This is a genomic window from Pedobacter frigiditerrae (assembly GCF_004331645.1).
GTDB classification, from domain to species: domain Bacteria; phylum Bacteroidota; class Bacteroidia; order Sphingobacteriales; family Sphingobacteriaceae; genus Pedobacter; species Pedobacter frigiditerrae.
In genome coordinates this window covers 1,009,740-1,022,438 of sequence record NZ_SJSK01000002.1, presented here as the reverse complement: position 1 = coordinate 1,022,438, position 12,699 = coordinate 1,009,740, and the positions used below count along the sequence as shown (strand labels likewise).

The window sequence follows — 12,699 nt, the reverse complement described above, 5'->3', positions numbered from 1 at the left end:
ATATGAGCAGTTAAGTATGGCTAACCGCTTCTAAAATATCTTCTATCACTTGTACTTCGCCATTTTCCAATACAATTCTTTTTTCTATACAATCTGGAAGTTGAGATTCGAAATGGCCTACATAAATTAAAGTAGTTCCATTTTTACATAACTCATCTATCAATTTGTTAAAGTGAATGGTTTGTTGTTGGTCTAAACCTTGACAAGGCTCATCCAGAATTAATAATTCAGGATTTTTAATAATTGTTCTCCCTAATAAAGCCAGTCTTTGTTTTCCTAATGGAAGCTGGTTCATTAAGGTGTTTTTATAATCATCTAGCCCGAAAAAATGAATCAGTTCATCGGCTTGTAATCTTTTGGTATAACCAGGGTCGCAGAATAAGCCAGAACTGTCGTAAAAGCCTGAAACAATGCTTTGCCAAACTGTAGCAGTGGGGTCAAAATACCAATGTAACTCAGGCGAAATTAATCCAATCCGTTCCTTGATTTCCCAAATGCTTTCGCCACTACCACGTAAATTGCCAAATAAATAAAAGTTATTGGCAAAGGCCTGAGGATGATCCGCACAGATTAAGCTCAATAGGGTAGATTTGCCAGAGCCATTTGGTCCCTGAAGAGCCCATTTTTCTCCAGGTTTAACTTCCCAATTGATATTTTTTAATACTTTTTTATCACCATAACTCACATTTACATCAATCATTTTAATGAGATGTGATTTTGAAGCAGGCCATTGTTTTTCCTCAAAAAATGACGGTAAAGGTATTAGAGCTTCAGTATATAAATTAATTGAATGCTGCATTTCTGCAGTTTCTACTAATTTTCCCCCTTCAATTTTCGCAAAACGATTAATGCTTGATGGCATTTCCGATTCATTAGAAATCAAAATTAATTGAGTTCCATCCTCAACTAAATCATCTAATAGTAAGTTTAAATTTCTTCGAGAAGCCGAATCAAGGCCATTATAAGGAAGGTCTAAAATTAGCAATTGTGGTTTTAGCCAAATAGCCTTGATCAATTGTAGTTTTTTATGCTCTCCGCTTGATAACTCAATTAAAGTAGCTGCCAACAAATGTTCAAAACCTAAGGCCACTAATATTGGGTTTAATGTGTCAATATTAAGATGGTTTTGTTGCCCAAAATGCCTTAATTCACTACCAACCGAGTTGGTTGTAGAAGCAACTTGTTTATTGTAACGCTGTTGATAATAGAAATTAGACTGTCCTTCTAAATCTTTAAATTGATACCAATTGGATACATAGTGAACCACTGCAGGTAAATGGCTTGGCGTGTTGAAGTTTATTTTTACAGTGCCATAATGTGGAATTAAATTAGCAATGGCTTTAACTAATGAAGTTTTTCCGTTGCCACTTTCGCCCGAAAGTAACCAGTTTTCACCAATATTAATTGTCCAGCATAAATCTTTTAAGACAGATTTATCCTGAAACTTTAAATTAAAATTGGTGATATGGACGACGGGTTTTTTCATCAAATTGATTACTGATTTTTATAAGCTTTAACTCTCAAACGTTTATAATCTGCTATCCATTGACCGTTTTTATAATGAGTTGGTTTTAATATTTGTACCGCTAAGTCCTTGATAGCTTCTGCTTCATCAGCGGTTAAATTTTTAAAGGCGTGTGGCGCAAATTGATTAATCCAATCATACATTCCATTTTCGCCATATAAATTTGTCGGTCTATCAAATAACCAAATTTGTTCAACTTCAAAACCGTGCTTTTCTAAAAGAGTTGAATAGTTAGCAATTGATGGGAAAAACCAAAAATTGTTATTTAATTTTTCAGTTAATCCTAAATTTTTTGCAGCGCTTAAAATGGCGTCAGTAATACTTTTTACATTGCCCTTGCCGCCAAATTCAGCAACTAATCTACCCTTAGCTCTTAAACTGTTATAAATTCCACTTGTTAATGCATCTTGGTCTTCTATCCAATGGAAAGTAGCATTGCTAAAAACGGCGTCAAAAATTTCACGATAGGGTAATTTGGTAGCATCCATTACTTCGAAACCAATTTCAGCATAATTTGCTTTTGCTACTGCAATCATATCTGGAGAAGCATCAATGCCAAAAACCTCAGCTCCATTTGCTGCAATTTGTGCAGCTAATTGTCCAGTTCCACATCCTAAATCCAAAATGTCTTCACCTGGTTTAGGTGCAAGCCATTGTAAGGCATCTGCACCGTAATCAGATACAAAGTGATGCTGTTTCTCGTATAAATTACTATCCCAAACTATTTCTGGCATATTTTCTATTTTGTAAACCTTATAGGTTTTAAAACCTATAAGGTTTGTGTTTTACTAGGCTGTTTTAATTGCTTTCATTGCAGTCATCGCTTTACGCAAAGTAGCTCCAATTTGTTCTACTTGATGAGAACGAATAGCTTCATTAACTTCAATCAGCGTTCTGTTATCAACCGCACCATCTTTACCTTCATTAAAGTTTTTACCAACTAAATCAGTATCTACTTTTTTCATAAAGTCGCTTAATAATGGTTTACAAGCTTGGTCAAATAAATAACAACCATATTCAGCAGTATCAGATATTACACGGTTCATTTCGAACAACTTCTTACGAGCAATGGTATTTGCAATTAGTGGTGTTTCGTGTAATGATTCGTAATAAGCAGATTCTGGTTTAATACCCGCATCAACCATGGTTTCAAAAGCTAATTCAACACCAGCCCTTACAAAAGCAACCATTAAAGTGTAATTGTCGAAATATTCTTGTTCGCCAATTTTAACATCACCAGCAGGTGTTTTTTCAAAAGCAGTTTCACCAGTTTCAGCTCTCCAAGCCAATAGGTTTTTATCACCATTAGCCCAATCTTCCATCATGATACGACTAAATTCGCCACTCATGATATCATCTTGGTGTTTTTGGAACAATGGACGCATGATATCTTTCAATTCTTCTGAGATTTCGAAAGCTTTGATCTTTGCAACATTGCTCAATCTGTCCATCATGGCAGTAATTCCACCTTGCTTTAAAGCTTCGGTAATTACCTCTACACCATATTGAACCAATTTAGAAGCATAACCAGCATTAATTCCTTTTTCTACCATTTTATCAAAAGATAAGATAGAACCAGTTTGCAATAAACCACAAAGAATGGTTTGCTCACCCATTAAATCAGATTTTACTTCGGCAACAAAAGAAGATTTTAGTACACCAGCTTTATGGCCACCAGTACCAACACAATAAGCTTTTGCTTGTGCCAATCCTTTTCCTTGTGGGTCATTCTCTGGGTGAACAGCAATTAGCGTTGGCACACCGAAGCCTCTTACATATTCAGCTCTAACTTCACTACCTGGGCACTTTGGTGCAACCATGATAACAGTTAAATCTTTACGTATTTGCGTTCCTTCTTCAACAATGTTAAAACCGTGAGAATAAGACAAAGTGGCACCTTCTTTCATTAAAGGCATAATTGCACTAACTACAGCAGTGTGTTGTTTATCAGGAGTTAAGTTAATCACCACATCAGCTGTCGGAATTAATTCTTCGTAAGTACCAACTTTAAAGTTGTTCTCAGTTGCATTTTTCCATGAATCTCTTTTGCTTTCAATTGCTGCCGCACGTAAGGTGTAAGAAACATCTAAACCACTATCTCTTAAGTTTAAACCCTGATTTAGGCCTTGTGCGCCACAACCTACAATTACCAATTTTTTGCCTTTTAATGCATTTACGCCGTCCAAAAATTCAGAACTGTCCATAAAGTCGCATACGCCCAATTGGTTTAATTTTTCTCTTAGAGGTAGTGTGTTAAAATAATTTGCCATTGTTTTTTATCTATTTTTTTGGTTGATTTCTAGTTTCTTTATCGTTTTGTTTCGTTGTTTGTTTCTGGTCTCTCGTTTTAACTTTAAACCTTCAACTTTGGTCATTAGTCTTTTTGAAAATGAAAGTCTTAGTTGTTATCTGCTGCAGTCCCGCTATCTACCTGCCGGCAGGCAGGTTCGTTTCAACAAATGAAAAATTTGTTTCCACTGCTATCGGGTTTATTGTACAGCGGTCTGTGTTTCAAATGCTGCATCTCGCTTTAGTCTTTAGCCTTTCTCTATCTAGATACTAATTACTAACTACTAAATACTTTTCTACATGGTAAAAACCTTCTGTCCCTTATCCAAGTACTCATTTTCAATCACATCCTGGCCAGGTTCTTCACGTTCAAATTCTCTTAGTTTAGCATTAAAGCCCTCGCTGTCCTTAATAATTGCAACCCTTGCGCTACGTACAAACTCAATTAAGCCATGAGGCTGCAAAACTTCTATTAATTTATCAGTCTCTTCTCTGTGTCCAGTGGTTTCAAAAACAGTATAATCTTTTCTAATCACTACCACACGAGCACCATGTTCACGCAGCAAGCGCTCTACCAATACCTTTTCAGCAATTTCTTCGGTAGGTACTTTATAAAGCGCCATCTCTTGCCAAATGATATCTTCGTTAGTATTGTAGTAAACCTTTAAAACTTCAATTTGCTTTTCAATCTGACGACCCAGTTTTCTTACCACATCTTCTGTTTCGTGAATAACAATGTTAAAACGATGGATGTGCTCAATTTCAGATGGAGAAACATTTAAGCTTTCTATATTAATTTTCCTACGCGAAAAAATAATCGCAATCCTGTTTAATAAGCCAATTTGATTTTCGGTATAAACGGTTATCGTAAATTCTTGTTTATTGTTTTCTGTACTCATAGTAACAATTTTTTATTTTATAAACTCCCATTTAGGGGGTTGGGGGGTTATTTTAATCTAATTTCACTTACACTACAACCTTGCGGTACCATCGGAAAAACATTATTTTCTTTTGTTACCATTACCTCTAATAAGTACGAGCCTTTATAGTTAAGCATTTCTACTAACGAGCTTACTAAATCATCGCGGTCTGAAACTCTCTTGGCAGCGATGTAATAAGAATCTGCTAGTTTAACAAAATCAGGACTAGTAATATCTACAAAAGAATAGCGTTTCTCATTAAATAATTCTTGCCACTGACGAACCATTCCTAAGAAACGATTGTTTAAAATCATAATTTTCACATCAGCACCAAATTGCATGATAGTGCCTAATTCTTGTAAAGTCATTTGGAAACCGCCATCGCCAATAACAGCTACAACTGTTTTATCTGGAGCACCATATTTTGCACCAATTGCAGCTGGCAAACCAAAACCCATAGTGCCTAATCCACCACTAGTTACATTACTACGCGTATTGTTAAACTTAGCATAACGACAAGCAACCATTTGGTGCTGACCAACATCAGTCACGATTATCGCTTCACCTTTAGTTAAAATATTTAATTGGTTAATTACTTCACCCATGGTCAATTCATCACCAGTTGGGTTTAGCTCTGCTTCAATAACAGCATCAACTTCAGCTTTGGTATATTCTCTAAACTTAGCTAACCATTCAGTATGTTTTTTCTCATCAACTAGCTCAGTTAAAAGAGGTAAAGTATCTTTACAATCTCCCCAAACTGGTACGGTTGCTTTTACATTTTTATCAATTTCAGCTGGGTCAATATCTAAATGAACCAACTTGGCTTGTTTTGCATATTTATCTAAGCGACCAGTTACTCGGTCGTCAAAACGCATCCCTATTGCAATTAATACATCACATTCATTTGTTAAAACGTTTGGTCCGTAGTTACCATGCATACCTAACATCCCTACGTTTAATTCATGGTCAGTTGGAATTGCGCCTGCACCTAAAATTGTCCAAGCTGCCGGAATGCCACTTTTTTCTACAAAAGCTTGAAATTCTTCTTCGGCCTTGCCCAATAAAACACCTTGGCCAAACAAGATAAATGGTTTTTTAGCTGAGTTAATTAATTTGGCAGCTTCTACAATATATTCATTACGAATGATTGGTTTTGGTCTGTAACTGCGAATGTGGTTACAAGGAATATAACCCTCGTAATTAAACAATTGCATCTGAGCATTTTTGGTAATGTCTATTAAAACTGGACCTGGCCTGCCAGTACGAGCAATGTAAAATGCTTTAGCTAAAACACTAGGTATTTCTTTAGCATCAGTAACTTGATAATTCCATTTGGTAACTGGGGTAGTAATGTTAATTACATCGGTTTCTTGAAAAGCATCGGTACCTAAAAGGTGTGCGAAAACTTGTCCTGTAATACAAACTAGGGGAGTGCTATCTATTTGAGCATCTGCTAAACCAGTTACTAAATTGGTTGCGCCTGGGCCACTAGTAGCGAAAACCACACCAACTTTGCCCGAGCTACGAGCATAACCTTGACCAGCATGAATACCACCTTGCTCATGACGTACTAAAATATGGTTAAGCTTTTCTTTATAATCGTAAAGCGCATCGTAAATTGGCATAATTGCACCACCTGGATATCCAAAAATGACATCAGTTCCTTCAGCAATTAATCCTTCTAATAAGGCTACAGAGCCTGTAACTTCTACAAAAGTTTTAGTTTCTGCTTTTGCCTCGGGTTTTTGTATTGTTTCTTGTGCAGTATCCATAATTATATCTTTACTCGTTGTACTATTCTTTTATTTTAAACCCAATTCTCTCTCTGTCTTTCCACTTCAATTGAGCAATTTTTTCATCTAGCATATTGTCCATTGCATCATAAAGCTCATTTAATTGAACATCATGCTCTCCAAGACGCTCTTTAATTTCTAGTAACTGTTCATTAATATTGCTTTGCTTAAGCAAAATCTTCCGAACGGATACAAAAGCTCTCATAATAGCAATGTTCATATTAATTGCCTTTTCACTTTTTAAAACACCACTTAACATAGCTATACCTTGTTCTGTAAAAGCATATGGCAATTTTCTAGTGCCTCCATAACTTGATGTCACAAATTGTGATATCAAGTTTGATTCGTTTGTCGTCACAATTTGTGATGACAAGTTTTGTTTATTGTTTTCAAACTCTTCTTTTGTTAATTGAAACATAAAATCTTCTGGAAAACGCTGTATGTTACGCTTTACTGCTTGATTTAATACTCTTGTTTCAACTTCATAAAGTGATGCTAAATCAAAATCTAACATTACTCTTTCACCCCGAATTACATAAATTCTACTTTCAATGCTTTTAATAATTTGCATATAGTTCTCGTTTAAATATTAATTTATTGTCGGGATGACTTAAAATTTAATATTCATCAGTTACACAACCGCTAGCTGCGTCTGATACTGTTTTAGCATATTTATATAAAACTCCTTTTGTAACCTTTAATGCAGGCTGAACATATTTTTTTCTTCGTTCAGCAATAACTTCCTCGCTAACTTGTAAGCTAATGATGTTATTCACTGCGTCGATTAAAATTCTATCTTCATCTTCAACCAAGCCAATTAAGCCACCTTTGTAAGATTCTGGCGTAATGTGGCCAACCACAAAACCGTGTGTGCCTCCAGAAAAACGGCCATCGGTAATTAAGGCAACGGATTTTCCTAACCCAGCGCCAATAATTGCTGAGGTTGGCTTTAACATTTCTGGCATACCTGGAGCGCCAACAGGACCAGAATTCTTAATAACGATTACATCACCAGGCTGAACGCGACCGCTAGAAATACCTGCAATTAAATCATGCTCCCCATCAAATACACGTGCCGGTCCTTCAAATTTCTCTCCTTCTTTACCAGAGATTTTGGCCACTGAACCTTTTTCAGCTAAGTTTCCGTATAAAATTTGCAAGTGACCAGTTGCCTTTATTGGATCATTTAGTTTATGGATAATCTTTTGGTCGTAATCCATAATCGATTTCACATCAGCCAAGTTTTCAGCTACAGTTTTTCCGGTTACAGTTAAGCAATCACCGTGTAATAAACCTTCGTCTAACAAATATTTCAATACTGCAGGGATACCTCCATATTGGTGCAAATCCTGCATCAAATATTTTCCACTTGGTTTAAAGTCGGCAAGTACTGGAGTTACATCACTCATTTTTTGGAAGTCATCTTGTGTAATTTCCACACTGATAGCTTTACCCATTGCAATAAAGTGCAACACCGCATTTGTACTTCCACCCAATATGATAATAGAACGAATCGCATTCTCAAATGCTTTTCTCGTCATAATATCACTTGGTTTGATATCTTTTTCTAATAAGATCTTGATATACTTTCCTGCATCTAAGCACTCTTGTTTTTTCTCTTCACTAATAGCTGGATTTGAAGAAGAATAAGGTAAGCTCATTCCTAAAGCCTCAATAGCAGATGCCATGGTATTTGCAGTATACATACCACCACAAGCACCAGCACCCGGACAAGTATGTTTAATGATTCCTTGATAATCTTCCTCAGAAAGATTTCCACATATTTTTTGTCCCAATGCTTCAAAAGCAGAAACGATGTTTAATTCTTCACCTTTATAATGGCCTGGGGCAATTGTTCCGCCATAAACCATAATTGATGGGCGGTCTAAACGAGCCATAGCCATAATAGCACCGGGCATATTTTTATCGCAACCAGGAATTGAAATAATACCATCATAATATTGTCCACCACAAATGGTTTCAATACTATCTGCAATTACATCACGGCTAACTAATGAATACCGCATACCGTCGGTGCCATTGCTCATTCCATCGCTTACACCAATGGTATTGAAAACCAAACCCACCAAATCATTTTTCCAAACACCTTTTTTAACATCCGCTGCTAAATCATTAAGGTGCATGTTACAAGTGTTGCCATCATAACCCATACTTGCAATACCAACTTGGGCTTTGCGCATATCGTCGTCAGTTAATCCAATGCCGTAAAGCATGGCTTGTGCTGCTGGTTGGGTTGGGTCTTGTGTAAATGTTTTACTGTATTTGTTGATTTCGTTCATTTGGTTGTTGTAAGGTTGTAATGTTTAAAGGTTATAATGTTGCTAGGCAACCTATCTCATATCTCACTTCTCAATACTCACATCTATATTATTACTTCATAATTTACTTTTTCGAGCACTAGATTTTTATAGGCTCTTTGGATAGTGCAACCGATGCTGTCATTCCATCTTTGTCTAAAAACCACATCATCTATGGTATGTACGCCTACAATTTCTGCTGCTGTACCGCAAAAGAAAACACTATCTGCAGCTTTCAATTCATCTACACTAATTGCTTTTTCAATTACTTCTATATCTAATACTTTACAAAGTTCAATTACCGTTGCACGAGTAATTCCTGCTAAAATGTGCCCTAAAGCAGGTGTATATAATTTGCCATCCTTTTCTATGAAAATATTTGCACCTGGAGCTTCAGCTACATTTTCGTTCATGTCTAAAAGCAATGCTTCATCAAATCCTTTACTTTTAGCTTCGGTTGTAGCTAAAATAGAATTTACATAATGCCCACTAGCCTTTGCTTCAACATAGGTTGATTTGGGATTAGGTCTTTGATAGCTAGAAATACAAACCTTTAATTTTTTGTCTCCAAAATAAGAAGCCCAATCCCAAGCACAAATCATAATTGATGATTCAGTTGGTGCAACCAATGACATACTTGGTGGGCAATAAACCAATGGACGGATATAAGCATCCTTAAAATTATTGATTTCCAACAATCTGTAAGTCTGTTTAATTAACTCGTTTTTATCCCATGGGAAAGGAATATGCATTAGCTCACATGAGCGCTGCAGTCTATCGTAATGTTCTTTGATTTTGAAAACCCTAGTTGCATTATGTGTTTTGTAAGCTCTTATGCCTTCAAATGCTGCATAACCATAATGTAGCGATTGTCCGTATAAATCTGTTTTAGCATCTTGTGCCTTAACAAACTCACCGTCTAAATAAATCACCGTTTTTGAGTTATAATATTCCATTTTTTCTTATTTAAAAAAAGCGTCCCTTTTGATTGGGACGCTTTAGGTATATTGTGAGTATTAAATAATCATTCTATAACGTCCCCGGCTGCTTACTTAGTAGCAGAATAATAATAAGAATGACATATAAAGTAGACGTGTAGTCTGCTCTATTTGTAATACTTAAAGTTAAAATTCTTGGGTTGTACATTGTCATTGTTTTATAAAAACCAATTTAGTTTTTAGTTCAGAAACTAGCAAGGCTTATTGCAAAATAAATTAAAAAAAATTTAATTCTGATTTATTAAATATATCAAAATATAATATTGATATTAATAGGTTGTGCAATTGATACCGTGGCAAGGTGTAGACTAAATATGAAAACGGTATTCGGTCTGTTTATTATGCTTGCATTGTAATTTGCCGATTTTCGGCGTGAAATTGAAAAAACAATAAAAAAACTGCTTAAGAATTCATTTTTTAGAAGCGCTAATTTCCTAACAGATTTTTAGTTAGCCTACTTCATAATAACAACTTTATAGGTTAGCACCTTTACCATATCGGGTATCTTGTGGTATATAAGAAAATGATGTCTGTCAAGGATAAATTAATACGGGCTTTCCTCTCAGGGGTTGCCTTATTATGGGTATTCGATAAGTTAATTATGAAAAGAAATACCTTCTTATTTCCCCTTCTTTTTTTATTAATTACTTGGCTATAATTGCAAACGCTAGGATCAATGCAAAGGGATAAGGTTTATGCCGGCAGGTTAGAGCACCTTAAGAAATTTATAATCAACAGTATAAAAGTTAATGGCAAAAATAAAAAAAACTTTGCGCTCTTTGCCTCTTTGCAGTTAAACCAACAACCTAACCTGCCTGCCGCAGGCAGTTATTTCTTATATTGTTTTAAAAATGAGGTATAACAAAAAAGCCTCCCCGAAATTCGAGAAGGCTTTTGAAACGTTTTGTAAAAGCTTAAGCTACTACTGCTTCTGCTAATACGATTATTTTATTATCCAGAACCTCAACAACGCCACCTTTAATGTTAAAGATTTCTTCGCCTGTGCTTCCTTTAATAATTACCGGACCATCTTCTAAAGTAGAGATAATAGGAGCGTGGTCTTTCAAAATTTGAAAAGAACCTAAAGTTCCTGGAACGGTAACCGCAGTTACATCGCCTTCGAAAACTTTTTTATCTGGAGTTAATATTTCTAAAGTCATACTTTTAGTAGTTAGTATTTAGTAGTTAGTAGTTAGACTAATCCACTAAATGAATTTAATAAATTAGTACTTAGGCAAGATAATATCTCTATACTAAGTACTAACTACTATATACTAGTTTGATTCTGCTAATAATTTTTTACCCTTTTCGATAGCTTCTTCGATGCTACCAACTAAGTTAAATGCAGCTTCAGGATATTCATCAACTTCACCATCCATGATCATGTTAAATCCTTTGATGGTATCTTTAATGTCAACCAACACACCTTTTAAGCCTGTAAATTGCTCAGCTACGTGGAAAGGTTGAGATAAGAAACGTTGAACACGACGAGCTCTAGATACCGTCAATTTATCTTCCTCAGATAATTCGTCCATACCTAAAATCGCGATGATATCTTGTAATTCTTTATAGCGTTGTAAAGTTTCTTTCACACGTTGAGCGGTGTTGTAATGCTCATCACCTAAAACAGCAGGAGAAAGGATACGTGAAGTAGAATCTAATGGATCTACCGCAGGATAAATACCTAACTCAGCAATTTTACGAGAAAGTACTGTAGTTGCATCTAAGTGGGCAAAAGTTGTAGCGGGTGCAGGGTCAGTTAAATCATCCGCAGGTACATATACTGCTTGCACAGATGTAATTGAACCACGTTTAGTTGAAGTAATACGCTCTTGCATTAAACCCATCTCAGTTGCCAATGTTGGTTGGTAACCTACCGCAGATGGCATACGACCTAATAGTGCCGACACCTCAGAACCTGCCTGAGTGAAACGGAAGATGTTATCAACGAAGAAAAGGATATCTTTCCCAGCGCCTTCGCCATCACCATCACGGAAATATTCTGCAACTGTTAACCCTGATAATGCTACACGAGCACGTGCACCAGGAGGCTCGTTCATTTGACCGAATACCAATGTTGCTTTTGATTCTTTTAATTTTTCTGTATCAACAGCTGATAAATCCCAACCACCTTTTTCCATTGAGTGTAAGAATTCATCACCATAGTTAATTACGCCAGATTCGATAAACTCACGTAGTAAATCGTTACCCTCACGAGTACGCTCACCCACACCAGCAAATACTGATAAACCAGCATAAGCTTTAGCGATGTTGTTTACCAACTCCATGATCAATACAGTTTTACCAACACCAGCACCACCGAACAAGCCAATTTTACCACCTTTAGCATAAGGCTCTAATAAATCGATAACCTTAATGCCTGTAAAAAGTACTTCAGTTTCAGTAGATAGATCTTCGAAACGAGGAGGAGCATTGTGAATTGGACGACCGCCAGTTTTATCAACAGCAGTAATACCGTCAATAGCATCACCAACTACGTTAAATAAACGACCTTTAATTTGATCTCCAACAGGCATTTTGATAGGTGCACCAGTATCTACTGCATCCATACCACGTACCAAACCATCTGTAGAATCCATCGAAATGGCACGTACACGGTCTTCACCAAGGTGTTGCTGAACTTCTAAAACGATCTTTTGTCCGTTTTCTTTAGTAATCTCTAATGCAGAGAAAATTTTAGGTAAATGGGCATCGTTAGCAAAACTTACGTCAACTACCGGTCCTATAATCTGCGCTATTTTTCCAATGTTAGGCATATATTGTTTTTGATAAAATTATAAAAATCAAAATGTTAAAGGCGTTTTTCAACGCTTGTATTTCGGTCTGCAAAGC

Annotated in this window: 10 protein-coding genes; all 10 read right to left on the bottom strand. The window is 36.1% G+C overall.

Features of this window, described 5'->3' with window-relative positions:
- Positions 1–10: 10 nt before the first annotated feature.
- Positions 11–1,486 (bottom strand): ATP-binding cassette domain-containing protein, encoded by a 1,476-nt coding sequence (locus EZ428_RS11165; protein WP_205945665.1) that lies wholly within the window; start codon positions 1,484–1,486, stop codon positions 11–13.
- A gap of 8 nt (positions 1,487–1,494) precedes the next feature.
- Positions 1,495–2,259, bottom strand: coding sequence for a methyltransferase domain-containing protein (locus tag EZ428_RS11160; RefSeq protein WP_131553219.1), 765 nt, complete (start codon positions 2,257–2,259; stop codon positions 1,495–1,497).
- Positions 2,260–2,313: 54 nt separating this feature from the next.
- Positions 2,314–3,795 carry a ketol-acid reductoisomerase gene (gene ilvC, locus EZ428_RS11155; RefSeq protein ID WP_131553218.1) on the bottom strand — a complete coding sequence of 494 codons (1,482 nt, stop codon included), beginning with the start codon at positions 3,793–3,795 and terminating at the stop codon, positions 2,314–2,316.
- 315 nt (positions 3,796–4,110) lie between these two features.
- Entirely contained in the window at positions 4,111–4,713 is a 603-nt protein-coding gene (ilvN, locus tag EZ428_RS11150) for an acetolactate synthase small subunit (RefSeq protein WP_131553217.1), read from the bottom strand.
- A gap of 47 nt (positions 4,714–4,760) precedes the next feature.
- Entirely contained in the window at positions 4,761–6,509 is a 1,749-nt protein-coding gene (gene ilvB / locus EZ428_RS11145) for a biosynthetic-type acetolactate synthase large subunit (protein WP_131553216.1), read from the bottom strand.
- Between the two features lie 22 nt (positions 6,510–6,531).
- Positions 6,532–7,101 (bottom strand): ORF6N domain-containing protein, encoded by a 570-nt coding sequence (locus EZ428_RS11140; RefSeq protein ID WP_131553215.1) that lies wholly within the window; start codon positions 7,099–7,101, stop codon positions 6,532–6,534.
- Between the two features lie 46 nt (positions 7,102–7,147).
- Positions 7,148–8,830: a dihydroxy-acid dehydratase gene (ilvD, locus tag EZ428_RS11135; protein ID WP_131553214.1), complete on the bottom strand. Its 1,683-nt coding sequence runs from the start codon at positions 8,828–8,830 to the stop codon at positions 7,148–7,150.
- A gap of 83 nt (positions 8,831–8,913) precedes the next feature.
- Entirely contained in the window at positions 8,914–9,804 is an 891-nt protein-coding gene (locus EZ428_RS11130; RefSeq protein ID WP_131553213.1) for a branched-chain amino acid transaminase, read from the bottom strand.
- A gap of 956 nt (positions 9,805–10,760) precedes the next feature.
- Positions 10,761–11,006, bottom strand: a complete 246-nt coding sequence (gene atpC, locus EZ428_RS11125; protein WP_131553212.1) for an ATP synthase F1 subunit epsilon — start codon at positions 11,004–11,006, stop codon at positions 10,761–10,763.
- Positions 11,007–11,120: 114 nt separating this feature from the next.
- Positions 11,121–12,623 carry a F0F1 ATP synthase subunit beta gene (gene atpD, locus EZ428_RS11120; RefSeq protein ID WP_131553211.1) on the bottom strand — a complete coding sequence of 501 codons (1,503 nt, stop codon included), beginning with the start codon at positions 12,621–12,623 and terminating at the stop codon, positions 11,121–11,123.
- Positions 12,624–12,699: the final 76 nt, after the last annotated feature.

Bases quoted from the DNA above. Each gene is read 5' to 3' on its own strand.
- EZ428_RS11130 (WP_131553213.1), bottom strand. From the start codon at position 9,804: ATGGAATATTATAACTCAAAAACGGTGATTTATTTAGACGGTGAGTTT.
- EZ428_RS11165 (WP_205945665.1), bottom strand. From the start codon at position 1,486: ATGAAAAAACCCGTCGTCCATATCACCAATTTTAATTTAAAGTTTCAG.
- EZ428_RS11160 (WP_131553219.1), bottom strand. From the start codon at position 2,259: ATGCCAGAAATAGTTTGGGATAGTAATTTATACGAGAAACAGCATCAC.
- atpC (WP_131553212.1), bottom strand. From the start codon at position 11,006: ATGACTTTAGAAATATTAACTCCAGATAAAAAAGTTTTCGAAGGCGAT.
- atpD (WP_131553211.1), bottom strand. From the start codon at position 12,623: ATGCCTAACATTGGAAAAATAGCGCAGATTATAGGACCGGTAGTTGAC.
- ilvB (WP_131553216.1), bottom strand. From the start codon at position 6,509: ATGGATACTGCACAAGAAACAATACAAAAACCCGAGGCAAAAGCAGAA.
- EZ428_RS11140 (WP_131553215.1), bottom strand. From the start codon at position 7,101: ATGCAAATTATTAAAAGCATTGAAAGTAGAATTTATGTAATTCGGGGT.
- ilvD (WP_131553214.1), bottom strand. From the start codon at position 8,830: ATGAACGAAATCAACAAATACAGTAAAACATTTACACAAGACCCAACC.
- ilvN (WP_131553217.1), bottom strand. From the start codon at position 4,713: ATGAGTACAGAAAACAATAAACAAGAATTTACGATAACCGTTTATACC.
- ilvC (WP_131553218.1), bottom strand. From the start codon at position 3,795: ATGGCAAATTATTTTAACACACTACCTCTAAGAGAAAAATTAAACCAA.